21 protein-coding genes, 1 pseudogene and 2 other annotated features are annotated in these 24886 nt (G+C 28.6%); of the genes and pseudogenes, 12 read left to right on the top strand and 10 right to left on the bottom strand.

The window, feature by feature from the left end:
• Nucleotides 1–227: 227 nt before the first annotated feature.
• The 7 genes from asnS to rpmH all read right to left on the bottom strand — a co-directional run bounded on the left by asnS (nt 228) and on the right by rpmH (nt 6778).
• A complete protein-coding gene (gene asnS / locus KHQ81_13795) occupies nt 228–1619 on the bottom strand; it encodes an asparagine--tRNA ligase (protein QVK17886.1) in 1392 nt (463 codons plus the stop codon).
• Nucleotides 1579–2856: a DNA recombination protein RmuC gene (locus KHQ81_13800; protein ID QVK19649.1), complete on the bottom strand. Its 1278-nt coding sequence runs from the start codon at nt 2854–2856 to the stop codon at nt 1579–1581. The genes asnS and KHQ81_13800 overlap by 41 nt, the downstream gene beginning before the upstream one ends.
• 104 nt (nt 2857–2960) lie before the next feature.
• Nucleotides 2961–3181: a binding site (T-box leader), on the bottom strand.
• A gap of 94 nt (nt 3182–3275) precedes the next feature.
• Nucleotides 3276–4634, bottom strand: coding sequence for a tRNA uridine-5-carboxymethylaminomethyl(34) synthesis GTPase MnmE (gene mnmE, locus KHQ81_13805; GenBank protein QVK17887.1), 1359 nt, complete (start codon nt 4632–4634; stop codon nt 3276–3278).
• A gap of 88 nt (nt 4635–4722) precedes the next feature.
• Nucleotides 4723–5337: a KH domain-containing protein gene (locus KHQ81_13810; GenBank protein ID QVK17888.1), complete on the bottom strand. Its 615-nt coding sequence runs from the start codon at nt 5335–5337 to the stop codon at nt 4723–4725.
• A gap of 36 nt (nt 5338–5373) precedes the next feature.
• Nucleotides 5374–6231: a YidC/Oxa1 family membrane protein insertase gene (locus KHQ81_13815; GenBank protein ID QVK17889.1), complete on the bottom strand. Its 858-nt coding sequence runs from the start codon at nt 6229–6231 to the stop codon at nt 5374–5376.
• Between the two features lie 10 nt (nt 6232–6241).
• On the bottom strand, nt 6242–6580 hold the full coding sequence (gene rnpA, locus KHQ81_13820) for a ribonuclease P protein component (GenBank protein QVK17890.1): 339 nt from the start codon (nt 6578–6580) through the stop codon (nt 6242–6244).
• A 63-nt stretch (nt 6581–6643) separates the two neighbouring features.
• On the bottom strand, nt 6644–6778 hold the full coding sequence (gene rpmH, locus KHQ81_13825; GenBank protein ID QVK17891.1) for a 50S ribosomal protein L34: 135 nt from the start codon (nt 6776–6778) through the stop codon (nt 6644–6646).
• Nucleotides 6779–7137: 359 nt separating this feature from the next.
• Between rpmH and dnaA the strand changes: the two genes are divergently transcribed.
• Together dnaA and dnaN are read left to right on the top strand one after the other, a co-directional pair.
• The gene (gene dnaA / locus KHQ81_13830) at nt 7138–8502 is read left to right on the top strand and encodes a chromosomal replication initiator protein DnaA (protein QVK17892.1); all 1365 of its coding nucleotides are present in this window, start codon (nt 7138–7140) and stop codon (nt 8500–8502) included.
• Between the two features lie 156 nt (nt 8503–8658).
• Nucleotides 8659–9786, top strand: coding sequence for a DNA polymerase III subunit beta (gene dnaN, locus KHQ81_13835; protein QVK17893.1), 1128 nt, complete (start codon nt 8659–8661; stop codon nt 9784–9786).
• Nucleotides 9787–9830: 44 nt separating this feature from the next.
• Here the strand turns inward: dnaN and KHQ81_13840 are convergent, their stop codons facing one another.
• On the bottom strand, nt 9831–10304 hold the full coding sequence (locus KHQ81_13840; GenBank protein ID QVK17894.1) for a GNAT family N-acetyltransferase: 474 nt from the start codon (nt 10302–10304) through the stop codon (nt 9831–9833).
• 151 nt (nt 10305–10455) lie between these two features.
• On the opposite strand from KHQ81_13840, the gene KHQ81_13845 reads away from it, so the two are divergent.
• Genes KHQ81_13845 through pdxS form a run of 5 tightly spaced genes read left to right on the top strand, consistent with a single transcriptional unit; the run spans nt 10456 to nt 17114 of the window.
• Entirely contained in the window at nt 10456–10680 is a 225-nt protein-coding gene (locus tag KHQ81_13845; GenBank protein QVK17895.1) for an RNA-binding S4 domain-containing protein, read from the top strand.
• Nucleotides 10670–11797 (top strand): DNA replication/repair protein RecF, encoded by a 1128-nt coding sequence (gene recF, locus KHQ81_13850; protein ID QVK17896.1) that lies wholly within the window; start codon nt 10670–10672, stop codon nt 11795–11797. The genes KHQ81_13845 and recF overlap by 11 nt, the downstream gene beginning before the upstream one ends.
• Nucleotides 11787–13718 (top strand): DNA topoisomerase (ATP-hydrolyzing) subunit B, encoded by a 1932-nt coding sequence (gyrB, locus tag KHQ81_13855; GenBank protein ID QVK17897.1) that lies wholly within the window; start codon nt 11787–11789, stop codon nt 13716–13718. Before recF ends, gyrB begins: the two co-directional genes overlap by 11 nt.
• A gap of 27 nt (nt 13719–13745) precedes the next feature.
• Complete coding sequence (gene gyrA, locus KHQ81_13860) at nt 13746–16208, top strand: DNA gyrase subunit A (GenBank protein ID QVK17898.1); 2463 nt, start codon at nt 13746–13748, stop codon at nt 16206–16208.
• 21 nt (nt 16209–16229) lie between these two features.
• Nucleotides 16230–17114, top strand: coding sequence for a pyridoxal 5'-phosphate synthase lyase subunit PdxS (gene pdxS / locus KHQ81_13865; GenBank protein ID QVK17899.1), 885 nt, complete (start codon nt 16230–16232; stop codon nt 17112–17114).
• Between the two features lie 84 nt (nt 17115–17198).
• On the opposite strand, the gene KHQ81_13870 is transcribed toward pdxS, so the two are convergent.
• Entirely contained in the window at nt 17199–18173 is a 975-nt protein-coding gene (locus tag KHQ81_13870) for an IS30 family transposase (protein QVK17900.1), read from the bottom strand.
• A 416-nt stretch (nt 18174–18589) separates the two neighbouring features.
• Between KHQ81_13870 and KHQ81_13875 the strand changes: the two genes are divergently transcribed.
• The 5 genes from KHQ81_13875 (at nt 18590) to rlmH (ending at nt 22752) form a co-directional block, all read left to right on the top strand.
• The gene (locus KHQ81_13875; protein ID QVK17901.1) at nt 18590–19036 is read left to right on the top strand and encodes a hypothetical protein; all 447 of its coding nucleotides are present in this window, start codon (nt 18590–18592) and stop codon (nt 19034–19036) included.
• Nucleotides 19037–19208: 172 nt separating this feature from the next.
• A complete protein-coding gene (pdxT, locus tag KHQ81_13880) occupies nt 19209–19778 on the top strand; it encodes a pyridoxal 5'-phosphate synthase glutaminase subunit PdxT (protein ID QVK17902.1) in 570 nt (189 codons plus the stop codon).
• A 17-nt stretch (nt 19779–19795) separates the two neighbouring features.
• Nucleotides 19796–19990 (top strand) — a binding site (T-box leader).
• A 53-nt stretch (nt 19991–20043) separates the two neighbouring features.
• Nucleotides 20044–21321, top strand: coding sequence for a serine--tRNA ligase (gene serS, locus KHQ81_13885; GenBank protein ID QVK17903.1), 1278 nt, complete (start codon nt 20044–20046; stop codon nt 21319–21321).
• A gap of 153 nt (nt 21322–21474) precedes the next feature.
• Nucleotides 21475–22260: an MBL fold metallo-hydrolase gene (locus tag KHQ81_13890; GenBank protein QVK17904.1), complete on the top strand. Its 786-nt coding sequence runs from the start codon at nt 21475–21477 to the stop codon at nt 22258–22260.
• Nucleotides 22261–22272: 12 nt separating this feature from the next.
• Nucleotides 22273–22752, top strand: coding sequence for a 23S rRNA (pseudouridine(1915)-N(3))-methyltransferase RlmH (gene rlmH, locus KHQ81_13895; GenBank protein QVK17905.1), 480 nt, complete (start codon nt 22273–22275; stop codon nt 22750–22752).
• A 702-nt stretch (nt 22753–23454) separates the two neighbouring features.
• Here the strand turns inward: rlmH and KHQ81_13900 are convergent.
• Nucleotides 23455–24752, bottom strand: a pseudogene (locus tag KHQ81_13900) (ISL3 family transposase).
• Between the last annotated feature and the right edge of the window lie 134 nt (nt 24753–24886).

Below are 24886 nucleotides of genomic sequence, written 5' to 3' on the forward strand. Positions count from 1 at the left end.
AACTTATTTATTATCATATAATATTATTTTACCATAATTGGTATTTTTATATCACCATTTCCAACATTTAATTATTCTAACACGATTTAGTTTTATTGTAAAATAATTACTACATTAAAAACATAAATTTTATATTGAATTTACTCACTATTTTTATATTATTCTCAACTAATGTATTATCATTAATTAAAATTCAGTTAAAGAAAAAAACCGCAAAGTATGCGGTTTTAAAATTCACAATTATTCGGAGTTCTTGGAAATGGAATGACATCACGAATATTTTCAATACCTGTTAGATACATTAACATACGTTCAAATCCTAAACCATAACCTGCATGCTTAACACCACCATATTTACGTAAGTCTAAATACCAATCTAGTTCTGCTTTAGGAATCCCAATTTCATCCATTCGTTTTACTAGTACATCATATCGTTCTTCACGTTGAGACCCGCCAATTAGTTCTCCTACACCTGGAACTAAAAGATCACATGCAGCCACTGTTTTTAAATCATCATTTAAACGCATATAAAAAGCCTTAATATCTTTTGGATAATTTACAATAAATACAGGGGCTTTAAAATATTCATCAGTTAAATAACGCTCATGCTCACTTGCTAAATCTATTCCCCATTTTACTTCATTTTCAAAATTTATCTTTGCTTTTTTTAGAATTTCGATAGCTTCTGTATATTCACAACGATGGAACTTGCTTTTTAATAATGTATTCAAACGATTTAATAATCCTTTTTGAACAAATTGATTAAAAAACTTCATTTCTTCAGGTGCTTTCTCTAAAACATATTGAATAATATATTTTACCATATCTTCTGCTAGGTTCATATCATCATCTAAATCTGCAAACGCAATTTCTGGTTCTATCATCCAGAATTCAGCTGCATGCTTATAAGTATTAGAATTTTCAGCTCGGAAGGTAGGACCAAATGTATAAACATCTCTAAAAGCCAAAGCAAATGCTTCTGCCTCTAATTGTCCTGTTACCGTTAAATTTGTAGATTTTCCAAAGAAATCTTGTTTAAAATCTACTTCTTTATTTTCATCAAGAGGGAGTTGTTTCATATCTAAATTCGTTACAGCAAATGTTTCTCCTGCTCCTTCAGCATCAGATGCTGTAATTAATGGAGAGTGCATATAGATAAAACCTTTATCTTGAAAGAAAGTATGAATTGCATGAGCAGTGATAGATCGCACTCTAAAAACTGCACTAAACAGATTCGTACGTGGTCTTAAATGAGCTACTTCTCTTAAAAACTCTTTTGAATGGCGTTTAGGCTGAATCGGATAATCTTCTAAACTATCTCCTTCTAAGAATACTTTCGTTGCTTTAATTTCAAATGGTTGTTTAGCTTGTGGGGTTAGAACAATTTGTCCTATTACTTTTACCGCAGCTCCCACACGGAATTTTTGGATATCTTTAAAGTTTTCTAAAGATTGTTCATATACAATTTGAACAGTTTCAAAGAAGGTTCCATCATTCACCATTAAAAATCCAAATTGTTTTTGAGCTCTGTTGTTTCTTATCCATCCTGATAATTCAATCGTTGAATCTTGATATTTTTCAATATCTCGATGTAACTGTCTTACGACTATTTGTTTCATTTTCTTCCTCCTCGTTTAATTTAGTATATGATAACTCATCAAGCTTAACTTCAATATCTGCTTTAGATATCGAGTCAAAATGTTTTTCTATTTTATGAGATGTTGTATGTAAATCTTTAACGTTTTTTGAAACTTGATCTATGCTTCTTGAAAGTTTATCCCATCTATCCTTATATCTTTTAAACTCTGTACCTAATTTATTCAATTCTTCATGAATAATCGCTGAATATTTATCACGTTCAATATTTTGTAGAATCACTTGGACTGTTGTTAATAGAAACATTAATGTTGTGGGAGATGCAATCCATACATGCGCTTTTTGTGAATAGTTAATTAAATCTGAATGATAGGCATTAATTTCAGCAAATATTGCTTCAGCTGGAATAAACATGATCGCTGAATCTGATGTTTCATTATAAATAATATATTTATTTTTAATATCATCAATATGTTTTTTTACATCTTGTTTAAATCTTTTTTTATTCTCATTTTTTTCTTCTAGACTCAAATTATTATCCATCATTTTTTTATAATTTTCTAGAGGGAATTTTGAGTCAATACATATATTTCCGAGTGGTTCTGGTGTATATAGAATAGCATCGGTAATTTTACCATTACTTAATTTTTTTTGTAATTCATAAACTTTAGAATTATGCTCCCCAAATGTTGAAATTAATATTTGTTTTAATTGTATTTCCCCAAAAGTTCCTCTTGATTTTTTATCTGTTAATACTTCTTGTAAGGAAATAATATTCGTGGAAAGACTCTCAATTTTTCTTTGGGCTTCATCTATTTTACTAATTCGTTCTAAAATATTATTGAAGGTTTTTGTCGTCTTTTCAAACCCTTCATTTAATCTTAACTCAACTTTATTATTAATTTGATCTAAACTATCTGAAATATTACGATTTAAATTTTCAAATAATTGATACATTTCTTTTTGTAGTTGATCTTTAAATCCATATAAATCAGTGTTCATCTTATTATGTAATGATAAAAATTCTTTAATAGTTTGTTCATTATATCTATTTATATTTATCACTATATTTTCTCTTAAATTTGAAAAATCTTCAGATAATGATTTTTGAATATTCAAAAACTGTGTTTGTTGATGAAATTTAAAATCATTCATCTCTTTTATAAATTGCTCATCATTTTCTTTTATCAAAAAGAATTTTATGACAATATAAAGATTTAATAAACAAAGAAAGCTTAATAAGCTAATTACGATAATCATATCAACTCCCAAAACATCACCACCTTTTAATTTTATACTTACTATCAAAACCGGATAAATAGTCTAGTTATGATATTATGAAAAACAAAAAAACAGCCAATCGTGTAAGGGACGAATGACTGTTATCCGCGGTACCACCCTGTTTGTCTTATAGACCTCTTAGGTATTCCTTTTTAACGGTAGGACTTCCGTCTTATTCTACTCTTAAAAAATTTCGATAAGAAACTCCGAGGTGTTCTTCTCTTTTAAATCTGTAATCGGCTCTCATCATCCCGACTTTGCTGTATCGACCATTAAAAGATACTCTCCTCATCAATGCTATTTAATATATAGATAATATATACACTATTTTTTTTGAAATGTCAACCATTTACTTAAATTGTTTGTTCTATTATTTCTTTTACTAGTTAATACATCGTCTATTTACCTAAACAAAACTTACTAAATAATTCATTAATCAAACTATCCCCTACTTCTTCTCCTAATATTTCACCTAAATAAACCCATGCTTCTTTTACATCAATTTCAATCATATCAACTGGCATTTCATCATCAATTGATTGTAGTGCATCAACTAACGATTTTCGAGCATTTTTTAATTTCGCAATATGTCTACTATTTGATAAATAAGTCATATCTTTATTCTTAATATCACCTAATTCAAATAATTTAATTATTTCTTTTTCAATTAACCTAATTCCTTTATCATTTAACATCGATGTTTCAATATAATGATTTAATTTACTCTTATCAATTTTAGAAACTAAATCAACTTTATTTATAATAATAATTCTTTTTTTATGTTTTGTTAATTGTAGTAAATCAATATCATCTTCTGTTAGACTTTCACTATTATTTAACACTAATAGTATTAATTCTGCTTCATAAATTACTTTACGCGTTCTTTCTACACCAATAGCCTCAACGATATCTTTTGTTTCTCTAACACCCGCAGTATCAATTAAGTTTAATGTAATACCACCAATATTTATATATCCCTCTATTAAATCTCGAGTAGTTCCAGCAACTTCTGTCACAATGGCTTTTTCTTCTCGCATTAATTTGTTTAATAAACTTGATTTACCAACATTAGGTCTTCCAACAATGACTGTTTTAATTCCATCACGAATTATTTTTCCAGTTTTAGCAATATCTAAAATATCATTCATTTCAGTAATGACTTGATTTATTTTTGGTTTTAAAATTTGATTAGAAACAACAACCGCATCATCATATTCTGGATAATCAATATTTACTTCAATATTTGCGATAACTGTTAATATTTCTTCTCGCAATTTTTTTATTAAATCAGATACTTGACCATCTAAACCATTAACAGCAATATTCAAAGATTCTTCAGTTTTTGCGTTAATTAAATCCATCACAGATTCTGCTTGTGCTAAATCAATTCTTTTATTTAAAAATGCTCTTTTAGTAAATTCTCCTGGTTCTGCTAACCTAGTTCCCTGTGTCAATAATATTTCAAGTATTTTATTTGTGACAAATACACCTCCATGACAATTAATTTCAACAATATCTTCTGTTGTATATGTTCTTGGAGCTTTCATCACAGATACTAAAACTTCATCAATAACAGATTGATCTTCGGGGTTGATAATATGTCCATAATTTATCGTATGAGATTTTACTGTACATAAATTCTTACCCTTATATACCTGATTGACAATTTCTATTGCTTGTTTACCACTTAACCTAATAATTGATATAGCACCCTCTCCTAAAGCAGTTGATATCGCAATAATTGTATCATCAAACATTATTTCACCTTCTTTTTTTTATAGTATCGTGTATTTTTATTGATTTTATTTAAAAATAAAACTGCATCATCTTAGATGCAGTTTTTAATTATCTTCTTTTAGGTTTAATTATTAAAGAACGATGTGGTTCTTCTCCAACTGATTCAGTATATACATCTCGCCACTCTGATAATTTTGTATGAATGATTCTCCGTTCATACGAATTCATCGGATCTAATTTAACTTCAATTTTAGTTCTTGCAACTTCTTTAGCAACTTTTGTTGCGATAATTTCTAACTGCATTTTACGTTTTTGTTTATAGCCGCCAACATCTACAACAGATATAATTCTTTCATCAGAATATCGACTAATCACATGTCTAGTAACGAATTGAAGTGCATCGATTGTACTACCTTCTCGTCCAATAAGTAATGGATTATTATCACTATAAATATTATACTTTACTTGATTTTTATTAGTTATCATTTCGATTTTTGCATCTATACCCATCTCTTTGATAACTTCTTTTAGGTACTTAAGTCCTTCTTCAGTTGGATTTACATTAAGAGAAACTGAAGCAGTAATTGAAGATCCTATTCCAAAAAAGCCTTTTTTCTCATTAGTAACATCAATTATCAATTTTTCTTCAGGTACTTTAAAGATTTCAATCGCTTTATTTTTAACTTCCTCGATATTTTTACCTTCAATTATCTTTTTTCTCATTATTTGTACCCCACTTTCTTAATGGTTTATTTAAAATTATTTTTTATTAGATTTCGAAGATTTAACTTCTGTATATTTCGCTTCTATTACATCATTATCTTTATTTTTTTTAAATGGTTTTTTAACCAAAATTATTTGTAATGTTGAGTAAATGTTACCTACAATCCAATAGACTGATAGTGCTGATGCTTGAGAAAAAGAAAATACAAACATCATACCAGGCATTAACCACATCATCATCTTCATCGTAGGATTACTTTTAGCTTCAGCTGTTAATCCATACATTGAGATAAATTGAAGTAAGACAGCTGAGGTTGCAACTAATATTGGTAAAAAATAGAATGGACCTGGTTTTGATAAATCAAGACCCAAGAAACTTAATCTACTTGCTGTATAACCAAATGTTACAGGAACTTTAACAACGGCATTATACATTGCCAAGAATATTGGCATTTGTAAAAATGGCATGACACAACCTGCAAGCATATTAACATTATTATCTTTATAAAGTTTCATCATTTCAATTTGTTGTTTATTACGAGACTCTGGATCTGTTTTACCAGCATATTTTTCATTAAGTTTTTTGATTTCTGGTTGAATAGCTTGCATTTTAAGAGATGTATCATTAGACTTAGTATAAATTGGGAATAAAATCGTTCTAACAATAATTGTTGTTAATAGTATTGCAAGGGCAAAAGATCCTGTATTATCTGTTATAAAGTCTAATAACCAAGCAATTGGTTGAACAAAAACTCGATCCCAAAAATAATCATAATTTAAAGGGTAAATCTCTTTCATATTTTTACCTTTATATACTTTTGCACATCCTGATAAATTAATTATCATCATGAAAGAAAAAGAAAGTAATAGGATTCTAGTAAATAACTTCTTCATATATTAAACCTCACTCTTTAATTAATTTCGATTTACTAAACACATTTAATAATTGCTTTTGTATTTCTAAATATTTTAGATTATTGACACTAGGTCTAACTATTATCAATATATCATAATTTTCAATAATTTCACTCTTTTTTTGATAAATTATGTCTTTTATTTGTCTTTTTATTTTATTTCGAACAACAGCATTGCCGATTTTTTTTCCTATCGACACAACAAAACGGAAGTGTTCCATATTATTTTGTTTTTTATAAACAATAAAATACTTATTTGCAACTGATCTCTTATCTAGAATAATCTTATGTATATAATAATTTTTCTTAATGATATACTTTTTTTTCATTCGTTTCACCAATTTCACGGTTGACGATTATCAAAAAGACCACTGTTTTAGTTTCAGTGGTCTTTATACTGCTAATCGTTCTCTACCTTTACTACGACGTCTTGCTAAAACTTTACGTCCGCCGTGTGTGGCCATACGAGCACGGAAACCATGAGTTTTACTACGTTTACGTTTATTTGGTTGATAAGTTCTTTTCATGATTATACACCTCCGATATAAGAACATATGCTAATAAATTATACTGAATATTTATTAAATTGTCAACCTTTTATTTGCCTTATATTAATGTTTTCCAATTATTCACATTTATTTTTTTATCAACAATCTGTTCATAATCGATTCTGTGGAAAAGTTGATAAGTAAATTTATTTATGTTATAACAAATATATTTATCACACTATCTATGTTAATTCTTTTCTTTTTTGTTTAATTTTATACACACTTTGTGGAAAAGTTGTCCGATATTACCTTTTTTTTCATAAATTTATTTATTTTTCCACAAAAAAATAGTAAAATTATACTGTATAGGTATTCATTATGAAGGAGGAAAATTTTTAATGTATGAGCAATATCAAGAACTTTGGTTAAAAACGCTTGATCGTTTATCAATAGATTTTGATAAAACTGAATTTGAAGAAATATTTAAGCCTGTAAACAAGGTATACAAATTTCATAAAAATCTTATCTATGTGGTTGCTCCTTCTCAATTTCATAAATCTAGAATTGAATCATTTCATATAAAGCATGTTGTTCGAGTTTTAAATGAACTGTCTCGAAATACTTTAGATACAGATGAAAATTTAGATGTTAAAATAATTACTAAGGATTACATCACAAATGACACAAATGTACCGATTAATGGTATAGATCCCAACATTAATAATTTATATCGACATAATTTAAAAGCAATATATACTTTTGAAAATTATGTCGTGGGACCAAATAACCGATTTGCAAATTTAGTTTCTTTGCAAGTTGCAAATCAACCTGGTAAAGTAGCGAATCCACTCTATATATTTGGTGGAGTTGGATTAGGAAAAACACATTTGATGCAAGCAATTGGAAATTTTATTTTAGATAATGATCCCAATAAAAAAATTTTATATGTTAAAACAGAAATTTTTATTGAAGATTATATTAAAAAAATAAAAAATAAAGTAGATTATGAATTTAATCAAAAATATAACAACATTGACGTATTATTAATTGATGATATACAGTTTTTATCCAAAAAAGAACAATCACAATTAGAATTCTTTAAATTATTTGAGAAAATGCATAATGAAAACAAACAAATTGTTGTTACAAGTGATCGACCAACTTTTGAATTAAAAGATATGATGGATCGATTAACCTCTAGATTTGAATGGGGAGCTCAAGTTGATATTAAAGAACCTGATGTAAACACACGAATCGATATACTTAAGAAGAAATTAGCCTCAGAGAAAATTGGATATGAAGAAATTCCAGTAGATATTTTAGAATATATCGCATGTAATTTTACAAGTAACATAAGAATTTTAGAAGGGGCTTTAAAAAGAGTATTATTTTATTCAACTATGATGAATAAAGAAATATCACTACAATTGACAAAAGAAGCTTTAAAAGATGTCATCCCAGAAATTAAAAGTATGAAGAATACAGAAATCATAGTAATACAAAAAACTGTTTGTGAATATTATAATATATCTTTAAACAATTTACTTTCTAAATCACGCAAAGCTTGTTATGTACTACCTAGACAAATTGCGATGTATTTAATTCGAGAAATTAAAAAATCTTCTTATCCTAAAATTGGAAGTGAGTTTGGAGGCAAAGATCATACAACGGTAATGCATGCCATTCAAAAAATTCAAAATTTACGAATAATTAACAATCAAGTAGATGAAGATATTAAGAAATTAATGAAACGTCTAAAATAGATACTGTTAATAACTAACAGTTTATCCAACTTTTATAAACACTTATGGTTTGACAAAATTCTATGTTATATGTCAAATTATTATAGTTATACACTTTTCCACAAGACTAATAATAATAATTAATATATAATAATAAATATATAGGAGGTAGTTAATATGAAGTTTAAAATAAAAAACAATATCTTCTCTGAAGCAATTAATAATGTTAATCGTGCTTTATCAACAAAAACACCTATGCCAATATTAAAATCTATTAAGATGGATTTAACAAATGAAGGAATATTTTTAACAGCTAGTGATTCAAATATTACAATTAAACAATTCATTCCTACTTTTATAAATGATATTCAAGTTATTAATATTGATGAGGTAGGCTCTGCAGCGGTACCAGGAAAATTATTATTAGAAGTATTAAGAAAAGCAAATGATGAATTTGTTGAATTAACAATGTTTGAAGGAAAAGTTATTAATATTAATTTTAAAAATTCTGATTTTACTTTAAATTGTCTTGATGTGAAAGAATATCCTAATATTGATTTAATCTCAACAGATAATCCAATAGAATTAGATAGCAATCAATTAAACGAAATAATTAAGCAAACAGTTATCTCTGTATCAACTAATGAAAGTCGTCCTATATTAACCGGTGTTAATTTTAAAATACAAAATAACATTTTATCGTGTGTTGCAACAGATAGTTATCGATTATCTGAAAAAGTAGTTTCATTTGATTTTGATTTACCTAACATTAATATTGTTGTACCAGGAAAAAGTTTATTAGAATTAGAAAAATTATTAATTACTTCACAAGGGAATGTACAGATACATTTAACAAATAATATTATTTCATTTAAGATGAAAAATATAATTTTCCAATCAAGACTATTAGATGGAAGTTATCCCGAAACATCTCGTTTAATTCCAAAAGAATTTGGATTAACACAACAATTTAACAGACAGGAATTAATAAATGTTGTTGATCGTGTTAGTTTATTATCTCGTGAAGGAGCAACAAATATTATAAAATTTGATATTTATGAAGATAAAACAATTGTTTCTTTGGATTCACCTGAAATTGGTAAAGTAGTAGAAGAAGTTCAACCTTTATCACAAGAAGGATCATTAATTAGAATTGGTTTTAATTCTAAATATCTGTTAGACGCTCTAAAAGTCTTAAGTGACAATAAAGTGACCATTAAATTTACAGGAGAAGTAAGACCATTTATTATTAAAACGAATGATGAATCAATTACTCAATTAATTCTTCCTGTAAGAATTGAATAATATTATCAAAAAAAAGAGCATTTTTAAATTCTAAAAGTGCTCTTTTATATATAGAGTTCCATTTTCATATTTTTCTTAAGATAACCTAGTTTATCATAAAAATGAATTGCATTCTGATTAAAAAACCAAACGTCAAGTTCTATAATATGACATTTTTTTTCATTGGCAAAGTCTACTATTTTTTGATGAATGATTTTCCCAATTCCTAAATTTCTATAATTCTTATCAACAACAAAATCGTAAATGCTAATTAAATGTCGTTCTTTACATAGTAAAGATTTTTTTTGCGTAATATACTTAAAAAATGTATAGCCGATTATTGTATCGTTTACTTCACAGACGATAATTTTTGAATTTTCGTCAAATAAATCCATTTTAAAATTTTCATGTGTAAAACACATTTCAGTATCGTTAAAAATATCAGATCGATTTTTAAAATGTAATTGATAAAGTTGTACTGCTAATTGATTAATTTGATTGTAATCTGACAAGTTGGCTTCTCGTATTCTATAATTCAATTTTATCACTATCCTTTTGTCTATTATATCAATTTCTTTTTTCTATAACAATCTTTTTATATTTTTAAATAATCAGGTAAATCACTACTAAAAACGGTGATTTTGTGATATAATTTATAAGGTTAGACATCAATTTAAAAGGTGATTTTAGATGATTAGAAAAGTTTTTATTCACACAGAATATATTACTCTAGGACAACTATTAAAATTCGAAAACATCCTCGAATCTGGTGGTTTAGTGAAGGATTTTTTAAATCAAGTTCTGATTACAGTAAACAATGAACCAGAAAAGAGAAGAGGAAAAAAATTATATCATGGAGATATCGTTAAAATTAAAGATTTAGGAACATATGAGATTATAAAAAATGGAGATTAAACAATTAACATTAGTTAATTTTAGAAATTATTCATCTTTAGACATTTCATTCAATAATAGAGTTAATATTTTTATTGGAAATAATGCTCAAGGAAAAACAACTTTATTAGAGAGTATATATCTTTTAGCGATATCAAAGTCTCATAAAACTTATAAAGATAAAGAAATTATTCGATTTAATGAAGCTTATTCTAAAGTAAATGCAGATTTATATAAAAATGATTCACTTGTAAATCTCGAGATTATTATTTCATCTCAAGGAAAAAAAGTTATGATTAATAATGTTGAAAAGAGAAAAATAAGTGAATATATTGGCGTTTTTAATGTTGTTATTTTTGCCCCTGAAGATTTAGATATAATAAAAGGTGAACCAACAAATAGAAGAAAGTTTCTTGATGTAGAAATCGGACAAATTTCTTCTATTTATATTTATCACTTGAATCAATATAATAAAGTACTTAAACAGAGAAATGAATATTTAAAACAAATTTCTCATAACAAGCAAGTTGACTATGCTTATTTAGATATTTTAACTGAACAATTAGCAAGACATGGAGAAATCATTACTAAAAAAAGAATTAATTTTATTAAAAAATTAAATATTTACGGAAATCATTTACACAAATATATTTCAAATTTTGAAGAGAATTTAACCATTCAATATAAATCAAATTATCATTTACGAGAAGAAGAGGTTACTTTTGACAATATTTTCAATGTTTATAAAAACAATTATCAAAAAGCGATAACAAAAGGTATTACACAATTAGGGATTCAAAGAGATGATATTAGATTTATTGTTAATAACATTGATGTAAGTGACTTTGGATCACAAGGTCAACAGAGAACTGCTGCTTTAGCGATTAAATTATCTTTAATAGATTTTATTAAGGAAGAAACTAAATATTATCCAATTGTATTATTAGATGATGTTTTATCAGAATTAGATGACACTAGACAAACGCAGTTATTAGATTGTATAAAAGATAAAGTTCAAACATTTGTGACAACAACAAATATATCTGGAATTAAAAGCGACCTTGTCGATAAAGCAGATATTTTTTATATTGAAAATGCACAAATCTTTAAAAGAGAAGGTGAACATAATGGAAAATAAAATTTATGATGCTAGTCAAATTCAAGTTTTAGAAGGATTAGAAGCGGTAAGAAAACGACCAGGGATGTATATAGGTTCAACGGGTGAAAGTGGACTACATCATTTGGTATGGGAAATTGTCGATAATGCTGTCGATGAATCCTTGGCTGGTTACTGTGATACTATTGAAGTAAAGATTTTAAAAGATAATGTTATTTCAGTTAAAGATAACGGAAGAGGTATTCCTGTTGATATACATCCTTTAACAAAAAAACCTGCGGTAGAGACCATTTTGACTGTATTACATGCAGGTGGTAAATTTGGTGGAGGTAGTTATAAAGTTTCTGGAGGTCTACATGGCGTTGGTTCTTCCGTTGTTAATGCTTTATCTGAATATTTAAAAGTCGTTATTCATATAAATGGTAAAATTTATGAACAGACTTATGAAAGAGGTATCCCTAAAACTGAACTTAAAGTTGTAGGAGAAACAAAAGAAACAGGCTCAACAATCATTTTTAAGGTTGATGACACGATTTTTACCGAAACAACCATTTATGATTATATCACCTTAAGAGATCGCATTAGACAGCTTGCATTCTTAAATAAAGGCCTATCCATTTCAATCGAAGATTTTCGAGATGAACATCGTAAAGAAACATTTTTATATAATGGTGGAATTATTGAATATGTTAAATACCTTAATAAAGGAAAAGAAGCAATTAATGATGAAATCATTTATGTTAGTGGTGAAAAATCTGTTCAGACAAATCTAAATTCAGAAGATAATGTTTCAATAGAAATAGCATTACAATATACTAAAGATTACAATAACAAGATTTATGCTTTTACTAACAACATTTATAATGAAAATGGTGGAACACATGAAACAGGATTTAGATCTGCTTTACTAAAAACAATCAATAAGTTCGCTAAAGATAAAGGAATGTTTAAAAAAGATGAATCATTAACAACTGATGATGTTCGTGAAGGATTAACCGCAATCATTTCATGTAAACATTCTAATCCACAATTCGAAGGACAAACAAAAGGAAAATTAGGAAATTATGAGGTAAGGAAAATTACAGATACGATATTTTCTGAAGGGTTAGAGAAATATTTTATTGAGCATCCAACAGATGCTAAAACAATAATTGAAAAAGCAATTAGTGCGCTTCATGCTAGAGAAGCTGCACGAAAAGCAAGAGATATGACGAGAAGAAAATCACCATTAGATTCCTTAGGATTTGCTTCTAAACTAGCTGATTGTCGTACAAAGGATCCAGTGAGATCTGAACTCTATATTGTCGAGGGTGACTCAGCTGGTGGTAGTGCTAAACAAGGTAGAGATAGTGAATTTCAAGCAATATTACCATTACGTGGTAAAGTACTTAATGTTGAGAAAGCAAATATTAATAAAATATTAGGTAATCGTGAAATTGTTTCAATGGTTCAAGCGATTGGAACAAACATTGGTAAAAGTTTTATTATCGATAATGCAAGATATCATAAAATTATTATTATGACCGATGCAGATGTCGATGGTGCACATATTCGTACTTTATTGCTAACTTTTTTCTTTAGATATATGCGGGAAATTATTGAGAGTGGTTATGTTTATATCGCTCAACCACCCTTATATAAAATATCTCAAGGTAAAAAAATCTATTATGCATATTCAGACAATGAGTTAGATGAAGTCTTAAGCAAAATATCTGAAGGTTCTAAACCTACATTGCAACGCTATAAAGGGTTAGGGGAAATGAATCCAGAACAATTATGGGAAACAACGATGGACCCAAGTGTTAGAACCTTAATCAAAGTAAGTATTGAAGATGCATATGAAGCTGAACAAGTATTTGAACGACTCATGGGAGACGATGTCGAACCAAGACGTGAGTTTATTCAACAAAATGCCCGATATGTTCAAAATCTTGATATATAATTTTGAACATTTCTAAGGAGTGAAAATATGGAAACACATAATAATATTGGTGAAACTATAAAAGATATTAATATAAGTCGTGAAATGAAGACTTCCTTTTTAAACTATGCAATGAGCGTTATTGTATCTCGTGCTTTACCTGATGTTCGTGATGGTCTAAAACCAGTTCATCGTCGAATTTTATATGCGATGTATGATTTAGGAATGCACCATGATAAACCTTATAAAAAATCTGCTCGTATCGTCGGGGAAGTAATGGGGAAATATCATCCACATGGTGATTCTGCGATATACGAAACAATGGTACGCATGGCTCAAAATTTTAGTTATCGTTATATGTTAGTAGATGGCCATGGTAACTTTGGTTCGATTGACGGTGATGGAGCTGCAGCGATGCGTTATACAGAAGCTCGTATGTCAAAAATTGCGATGGAAATGTTACGTGATTTAAATAAAAACACAATCGATTACCGTGATAATTATGATAGTTCTGAGAAAGAACCTAAGGTATTACCAGCTAGATTTCCTAATTTGCTTGTTAATGGTTCAACAGGAATCGCAGTTGGTATGGCAACGAATATTCCTCCACATAATTTAGGTGAGGTAATTGATGCTGTATTGGCGATTGCAGATGACCCTGAAATGTCAGTTGCTGAATTAATGGAGTACATAAAAGGACCTGATTTTCCAACTGGTGGAATTATATTAGGAAAAAATGGAATCAGAAGGGCATATGAGTTTGGACGTGGATCTATTGTTGTCCGTGCCAAATATGATATTATAGAAAATCATCATAAAAAGAGTATTATCATTACTGAAATCCCTTATCAAGTTAACAAAGCAAGATTAATCGAAAGGATTGCAGACTTAGCGAAAGATAAGCGGATTGAAGGTATAACTGATTTACGTGATGAAACAAATCGTAATGGAATACGAATTGTGATTGAATTAAAGAGAGATACTAATCCTGAAGTATTTATGAATAATTTGTTCAAACACACAGCTTTACAAAGTACTTTCAGCGTTAATATGTTAGCATTAGTTGATAATCAACCGAAAGTCCTAAATGTTAAACAAGCATTGGTTCATTATTTTAATCATCAAAAAGAAATCATTGTTAGAAGAACAAAATATGAATTAGAAAAAGCAGAAGCTAGAGCTCATATTTTAGAAGGATATAAAATAGCATTAGATAATATTGATCGAGTTATAGAAATTATTAAAGCTTCTGATAATGAAAATACTGCGGTTGAAAATTTAATTAGTACTTTTAGTTTATCTCATACCCAAGCTAAAGCAATTGTTGATATGCGTTTAAAACGTTTAACTGGCTTAGAGCGAGACAAAATTGATAAAGAATATAATGATCTATTAGTTCAAATCGCTGAATATAAAGCTATATTAGCTGATGAAGCTAAAGTGGTTGATATTGTAAGAACTGAATTAACAGAAATTAAAGAGAAGTTTTCTGACAAAAGAAGAACTGAAATTGTTTTATCTGATGAGTTCGATATTGAAGATGAAGACTTAATTCCTGTACAAGATATTATTATTACAGTAACAAGTAGAGGATATGTAAAACGTCTTCCTGTAGATACTTATAAATCACAAAATCGTGGTGGAGTAGGAATTAAAGGAATGGCAACATATGAAGAAGATTATGTTGAACATATGATTTATACTTCAACCCATCATAAAATCTTAGTATTTAGTAATTTTGGAAAAGTATACCAATTACGAGGATTTACTTTCCCAGAATATGGTCGAAATGCAAAAGGAATGCCTCTGGTTAACTTGTTGAATTTCGAAGATGGAGAAAGATTAAATAGTATAATCGCTATCAAAGATTATGATCCGGATAAGTTTTTAATCTTCTCAACTAAAAAAGGTATTGTTAAACGTACTCAATTAGACCTATTTGGTAATATTCGTAGCACTGGTATTAAAGCAATTAATATTAATGTTGGCGATGAATTATTAGCCGTTAGATTAACGAATGGTCAGAAAGAAATTATCATTGGTTCTTCTAATGGGAAATTAGTTCGTTTTATTGAAACCGATGTAAGATCAATGGGAAGAACAGCAGCAGGTGTCAAAGGTATTAGTTTAGAAGACGATGAGCAAGTAGTTGGTATGGATGTTGTTGAGAATGAAGAAGCACATGTTTTATCAATTAGTGAGTATGGTTACGGTAAGTTAACACCTATTAATGAATATCGTTTAACAAATCGTGGTGGAAAAGGTGTTAAGACAATTAATATTACTGACAAAAATGGAAAGTTAGTTTCTGTAAGAACTGTTATGAGAGAAAATCAAGATTTATTGATTGTGACAAATAAGGGAATGATTATAAGACTTCCAATCTCTCAAATCTCCATTACAGGTCGAGCAACACTAGGAGTAAGACTAATCAATTTAAAAGATGATCAATTAGTGGCTAGTGCTGTTATTGTACCAACTGATAATGAAGAAGACGATAATATTAATTAATATATATAGGAGGTAATATAAATGAAAAATATTGGTACTGAAAGAGTTAAGCGAGGTATGGCAGAAATGCAAAAAGGTGGCGTTATTATGGACGTAATAAACGCTGAACAAGCAAAAATTGCCGAACAAGCTGGTGCCGTTGCTGTAATGGCACTTGAAAGAGTCCCTGCTGATATTCGAGCAGCTGGTGGTGTAGCTAGAATGGCAGACCCAACCATTGTTGAAGAGGTCATGAATGCTGTATCTATACCAGTTATGGCTAAATGCCGTATTGGACATATTGTCGAGGCAAGAACTTTAGAGGCATTAGGTGTTGATTACATTGACGAATCCGAAGTATTAACACCTGCAGATGAAATGTTCCATCTTAACAAAAAAGACTATACTGTTCCTTTTGTTTGTGGTGCTAAAAATTTAGGAGAAGCTGCTCGTCGTATCGGAGAAGGTGCATCAATGATGCGTACAAAAGGTGAACCAGGAACAGGGAATATTGTTGAAGCAGTTCGTCATATGAGAATTGTTATGAGTCAAGTTCGTAAAGTAGTGAATATGAGTGAAGATGAAATAATGACATATGCTAAAGAATTAGGTGCACCATATCATGTATTATTAGAAATTAAAAAATTAGGTAAATTACCTGTTGTTAATTTCGCTGCAGGTGGTGTTGCAACTCCAGCTGATGCAGCTTTAATGATGCAATTAGGTGCTGATGGTGTTTTTGTTGGTTCTGGTATTTTTAAATCTAAAAATCCTGAAAAATTTGGAAAAGCTATTGTTGAAGCAACAACTTACTATCAAGATTATGGAAGAATCGCAGAATTATCTAAAGGTTTGGGGGAACCAATGAAAGGTATTGACATTTCAACTTTACAAGGGATAGAACCAATGAACGGTATTGGATGGTAAATCATTCAAATACTAAGCGCTGAGAACAGCGCTTTTTTTTATCTCCTGAATTGTCAATACAAATCCGACAAATAATTATGATACTTAAGCAACTGTAAGTAGTGTATCTACACCGGTTGTTTTATTCAACACCTTTGCAGGTGTTAAATAATTTAAAGACTTACGTGGAATGCTATTCCACTTATTTGCTATTAGGTTTAATTCTTCCTGGGTATAAACTGATAAAATAGTGGATTTAGGTAAATCTTTTCTTACAATACCATTGGAGTTTTCATTCAATCCTCTTTGTCCTGGAGAGCCTGGGTCACCAAAATAGATACCCACATCTACTAAACTCTCCTGCTCAATTTCTTTCCATTTTGAGAATTCTTTTCCACGATCAAAGGTAATTGTTATAATACAGTTATTAGGTAGTTCATTGAGCCAATTACATGTTGCTAATTTCACATCTTCACTTTTTCTACTTGCCTTTAACAAGATAATGTATTTAGTTTGTTTTTCAACTAATGTTACAATTGCAGACTTACGTTTCTCGCCCACAATTGTATCGCCTTCAAAGTGTCCATATTCCTCATTACTACTAGACATAGGGTACTTTTCATTGCGCTCATGAATCGTCTTACAGACGTTTATTTTACCTCTAGTTTCGTTATGCCCTTTAGGATTTCTTTTACCTTTGCGTCTTAGTTTATTCTTGTCTATTAAATCTCTTTTAACCATGTTGTATAAAGTTTTAGTTGAACATCTTTCTTCTACTTGATCTACTTTATCTCTACCAGCTATGGCATCTAGTGACCAATCAGAATCTAACCTATAATCAATTTCTTTTAGTTTTTCTTCAGATAACTTAATATGTTTTCTTCCACATCTTTTTCTATTTTCTTGGTACTGATTATAAATTTGAATTACTGTAAGTCCTTGAATAAACAACTTATAATACGTATAAACTTTATCTTTTCCTATTTGCATTCTAAGTGCACATTCTCTAGCTTTTATACCTAATCTATAATTTGCCTCTATATTTGTTAATTCATTTATGGTAATATGTTTATATGACATGTATGATACTCCTTTATTTGTTTGGCGATGAATTAAGTGTATCATACATGTCTTTTTTTGACACTTTATTTGTCTGATTTAATTATACAATTTGGGTCTTAATTAATATCTGAATTGAATGAATCACAAGTTGTTTACTAAATATTTAAAATGTGAATTAAAAATAATTTTACATAAATATAAGTTGAGGAACATTACGTAAGCAAATTAGAGAATAGGTATATTATTCATTATTTACTAACATTGTTTATTATTTAAGTACTAAGCACTTAATATATGTATATAATTTATTTGTTTTTTATTTATATGATTACAGAAGATAGTCTATGTGGTAAACTACTGGTAATAGATAAACTTTGTATAATCAAATATATCTACCGCAAATTTTATCTAAAAAATATAGGGAGGTATTTAAAATGGATGATTCTTTAAAAAAATTCCATTTAGAAATGGCAACATCAAATTTTAATAAAACCTGGGATTATATTGATCAAGAAAGTAGAACCGACCAAGACAATATTAATATGGTTCACCATGCACACGCTTCAAGATATCACTGGGGTATTATAGGACAACCAATTAATCTACAGCGTGGCGAATGGCAAATCTCTCGAGTATATTGTTTAATTAATATGGGAGAATCCGCCCTTTTTCACGCTAATGAATGTTTAAGACTGACTGAGGAAGAAAACATTAAAGGATTTGATTTAGCTTTTGCTTATGAGGCAATAGCTCGTGCGTATAAAGTTCTAAAAAACACTGATAAGATGAATCATTATAAACAATTAGGACTAAGTGTTTGTGAATTTATTGAAAATAAAGAAGATAAAGAATACACAATTTCTGAACTTAATACCATCTAGTCGTGCAATTTATTCAAGATTATCTGATTTAATTTATAATTACTTTTTTCTACAAAATGTTCCACGTAGAACATTTTGTAGAATTATCAATTTTATGATAATCATATATTGACTTTATAATGTTATGATATACAATATATATGGAATAATAAATTATAGTGAGTGTGATAATATGAAAATTGGAATTTTAGCTCTTCAAGGATCTTATTATGATCATCAAAAGTATTTTGATAAATTGAATGTTGAAACAATATTGATTAAAGAACCAAAACAATTAGAAGAAATAGATGCCTTAGTTTTGCCAGGTGGTGAAAGCACAGCGATGAGACGCTTGATAGACAGGTATCATTTCATGGATGAATTAATCACTTTCTGTACATCCAAGCCAGTTTTTGGTACTTGTGCAGGAATGGTTCTTCTCGCCAAAGAAAACATTGGTTTTCCAACCCATATTGGTGTTCTTGACGTTAAACTTAAAAGAAATGCTTTTGGTAGACAAATTGCAAGTTTTGAAGAAACAGTATGTTTAAAAGAGATAGGGAATGTAGAAGGTGTTTATATAAGAGCACCATATATTGAAGTAGCTAGTAATGAGGTAGAAGTGTTAGGTACTCATAGAGATGCAATTGTTGCTGTAAAGCAGAACAATATATTAGCGACCTCATTTCATCCTGAATTAACAGAAGATTATAAAATTGGTAATTTTTTCATTAATATGATTGACAAACATAAAAAAGAATAATAAAATATATAATAATATTAAAAGCGATGATAAGGATTAGTAATAATATTAGTTATTAAAGAGAGTCAGTATTTGGTGTGAACTGATATAACGGTATTATGAATCAACCTTTGAGTAAAATGTTGAAACATTTTCGGATTAACCGTTATCTTATTAAAGTTGAGAGTGTAAACTCTAACTAGGGTGGCAACGCGGGTAAACTCGTCCCTAATATTGGGATGAGTTTTTTTGTTTTTTCTAAATAATAATCATTAAGGAGGCAATTATGTTAGATGCAAAACTTATTAGAGAAAATTTTCATGAAGTAAAAAAACGTTTAGAATTAAGAAGTGGTGATTTTGGTTATCTAACTAACTTTCAGAAGTTAGATGATAAACGTAGAGACATTATCCTTGAGGTAGAAAAATTAAAAGCTCAAAAAAACAGTGTTTCAAAACTAATTGGTCAATACAAAAGAGAGAAGAAGGATATAAAACCATTATTAGATGAAATGAATCTCGATACAGAGAAAATCAAAAGTCTAGATGAAGAGTTAAGACTTATTGATGAACAAATACGGGAAATCCTATTAATGACACCTAATCTACCTAATGAAAATGTTCCACGTGGAACATCAGAGAGTGATAATATTGAAATTAAGAAGGTAGGAAAACCTACAGAATTTAATTTTACTGCAAAACCACATTGGGAGTTAGCAGAAGATCTTGATGTAATTGATTTTAACAGAGCTGGAAAAGTAACGGGCTCAAGGTTTGTAATTTATAAATCCCTTGGTGCTAAACTAGAAAGAGCGTTGATTTCTTTTATGTTAGATGTTCATACAGAACAACATGGATATAAAGAATTAATGCCACCTGCAATTGTAAATAGAGATAGCATGACAGGAACTGGACAATTACCAAAATTTGAGGAAGATGCTTTTAAAATGTACAACAATGAAAACTATTTTCTAGTACCAACAGCAGAAGTTCCTGTAACGAATTATCATCGTGATGAAATATTAAGTGTTGATGATCTACCTATTTCATATTGTGCCTACTCACCTTGTTTTAGATCTGAAGCTGGTTCAGCTGGGCGTGATACAAGAGGAATTATCAGACAACATCAATTTAATAAAGTTGAATTGGTCAAATTTTGTAAACCTGAGGAATCATACGAAATCTTAGAACAATTAACTTCAAACGCTGAAAAAATATTGCAACTATTGGAGTTGCCATATAGAGTAATTGAACTTTGTGGTGGAGATTTAGGATTTAGCGCTGCTAAGACATATGACCTAGAAGTTTGGTTACCATCATATAATGACTATAAGGAGATATCTTCATGTAGTAATTTCGAAGATTATCAAGCTCGTAGAGCTAATATAAAATTCAGACGTACATTAAAAGGGAAGCCTGAATTTGTTCATACACTAAATGGCTCAGGATTAGCGATTGGTCGTACATGGGCAGCTATTGTAGAAAATTATCAACAAGAAGATGGTAGTATTTTAATACCTAAAGTATTACGTCCTTATATGGGTGGTAAAGAATATGTTAAATAGTTATTTAAAAAAAGCATATTAGTTTATGCTTTTTTTGATTTACTTTACTCTAGGAAATATAATGGATAAATATAATCATATTATTATATGTTTGTTTTAATTTAAAAATAGTTCAATGTATGGTAAAATAGGTTGATGTGAGGATGTGGTAAAATGAAAATAACAGTTTTAGCAAGTGGTAGTAAAGGTAATTGTACTTTGATTGAAACTGAACAAAATAAATTTTTAATTGATATAGGAATTTCATATAAAGCTTTAAAAAATAAATTAAGTGAAGTGAATGTTGAAGTAGAAGATATTGATGCAATTTTTATTACACATGAACACTCTGATCATGTAAAAGGATTAGAAGTATTGATAAAGAGGCATAATATTTATATTGTATTAAGTCATGGTAGTTATCAAGCTATTGTATCACGAAAAAAAATTGGAGTAATGTATGAGTACTATAATGTAATAGATGCAGATGAAGAGGTCTACTTAAATAATACGTGTATAACCCCTTTTCATGTATCACATGATGCTTTAGAACCATTTGGTTATATAATTAAAGGGGATAATAAAAAGGTCGTGTATTTAACTGATTCAGGTTATATTAGCCAAGAGAATGAAGAGCGAATACAAGGTGCAAATGTGTATATTATGGAAACAAACCATAACATTGAAATGTTGATGTGTACGAATAGACCTTGGAGACTTAAACAAAGAATATTAGGAGATAATGGTCATTTATGTAATGAAGATGCATTACATACGCTTTTAAGAATTGTAAATGATAAGACCCAAGCTATTTATTTAGCACATATTAGTGAAGAGGCAAATAATGTTGATTTATTGATGTTGACTGTCAAAGATATATTTTCACAATGTATTCATAATGAAAATATAAAATTTATTATCGCTAAACAACATGAGTTAAGTGAATCAACGGTAATATAAAATGGTGATAAGATGAAAATTAAAATTATTTCTGTAGGGAAAATAAAAGAAAAATATTTAGTTAATGGAATAAATGAGTATTTAAAACGTTTGACACCTTATGTGAAAATTGAAATAAATGAAATACCAGATGAAAAGGCTTCGGAAAGTTTAACCCAGACCCAACTTAATCAAATTAAAGATACTGAAGGAAAAAAAATATTAACTAAAATATCTGATGATGATTATGTGGTTGCCTTAGCAATTGAAGGAAAACAAAAAAGTAGTGAGGAATTAGCGAGCTTTTTCAATCAGCATATGATCTATAATGGACGAGATATTGATTTCATTATAGGTGGTTCCAATGGTTTAAGTGAAGCGGTAATAAGAAGATCAAACGAATTATTATCGTTTTCAAAATTTACATTTCCTCATCAAATGATGCGATTTATTTTATTAGAACAAATATATCGTTCATATAAAATAATTAAAAATGAACCATATCACAAATGACCTAAAACAAAGCGAGATTTTTAGTATTTAGGTTAGTGTCAGTAGTTATAAATAATACATCATAACATATTGTTGGTAAGATGTAATTTAAATAAAAGCTTAATAAAGATTATCGATGTACTTCATAAAACAAATAGTTCAACTTTCTGAGAAAAACCTATTAGAATATAGGAACAGAGAAAAGAAAAAATACAATAAAAAGAATACTTATGGAACACAGTCCATAAGTATTTTTGTCTACTTTGAGTTTTATACCAATTCTTTCTATAGTAATGGTATATTATTTTTTTTAGAGAGGTTGATAATATGAAAAGGTCGATTCGATTTGTACAGATATAAAGATTTTATCAAAAAAAAATAGAATCAAAAATACTTAAATAGTTAATCATAATAAAAAAGTGTGATTGACTATAATAATATAGAGTAAATTTAATTTGTTAAAACTAAATATAGTCAAATTTAAGTAAATGTATATAATTAAGCAAACGTTCAATAAAGATACTTAAGCAAGGAGTATTCTTTTTTTATACGAGTGGAACATGATTTATACTGAGTTCCTAATATTTTTTAGGGCAAAGTGATTATTATCACGTTTTTGAAAACATTTATTATATTATGCTCTTGTCTTAAAAATAAAGGCTCTTTGTCAAGTAGTGTGGGTAGAGAATATCCAATAAACTGACATTAAATCAATTACGAGGATTAAGCTGAATGACTTAGTCCTCTTTTCATTGTTCCCATTCCATGAGAAATGAGAATTCGTAGTTTAAAATGATGATAGCTTCTATAACCAAAAGCTATACGCTTGATAACTTTAATTTTATTATTTATACCTTCAATTACACCATTTGTATAATTAGTAGACATTAGATTTAGAATATAGGATTTATTCTTACGAATAGATTTAACTGATGTTTTCATATAAGCTGATATGTTTGGGTATTCTTGTTCAATTTGATCAAGAGTAGTTGTAAAGAGTTCTGGATTTTTGTTTTTAATACTATGTAAAAGGTCCTGATATAGTTCATATGTATCTCTAAGTTCATTACTTTGATCTAGTAAATAATTTACAATATCTTCTTCACACATCATTTGTTTAAAACAATAAACTTTTCTATAATTTTTGATGTCTAATTTAGCCCGATCTTTCAATATAAGCTTCCAATAACGTTTAAACTTATTGTAGTTCTTTTTATCTTGATTCATAATTCTAACTCTAGTTTTATTTAATGAGCGAGAGATTAATTGAATAATATGGAATTTATCCATAACTATTTTAGCGTTAGGAAAGAGCATCTTTATAAGTTGAATGTAGGGCTTGTACATGTCGATAACGATTAATTTTACACTTCTCCTTGCTTTTTTAGTGTATCGTTGGAAATATTTGATTAATGAATTTAAGCGTCTATCTTCAACGATATCAATTATGCTTCCATTATGAGCATCACAAAAAGAAAAGACATAGCCCCTACTGATGATTTAACTGATTTAAATTCATCAAAACAAAGTTGTTCAGGTAAATAATTATAATTAGGCTTATGCACTTCATAGAAACTGTTTATAACACGATTTACAGTGGAATGTGATACATTATGTTCTTTGGCTAAATCACACTCAGAAATCTTATTAGAAGCTGAAAGAGCAACAGCTACTTTAGTATTATTAGATATATAACAATGTTGATTAACAATAGATGTCTTGAGAGTAAAGGTACTATTACAATGATGACATTTATAACGTTGTTTTTTAAGTTTTAAATAAGCATTCATATTAGATACTTTAGGTAAAGTTATTGTAGATGTCTTAAAGCCATGCTTTTCAAACTGGTTATCAAATACACAACCACATGAATAACAATATTGAGGCTGATATGTGAGAGTTCCATAATAGATTTGTGATCTAACACCCTTAATAATTTCTTCTGAGTAAAAGTTTTCATTAAAAGAAATATTTTCATCTTTTAAATTTAGTACTTTTACGATACAATTGTATTGAGACATATTTCCAATCCTTTCATTAGTGATTTCGTCGTTATTAATTGTATCAGGATATTGGAAATCTGTCTCATTTTTTTATGCAAATTAAATGGTGTGAGTTTATTACCCACACCAAATATTATAGAACCAAAATAAAA

The sequence above is a fragment of the Mycoplasmatota bacterium genome, from assembly GCA_018394295.1.
GTDB lineage: Bacteria > Bacillota_I > Bacilli_A > Haloplasmatales > Haloplasmataceae > JAENYC01.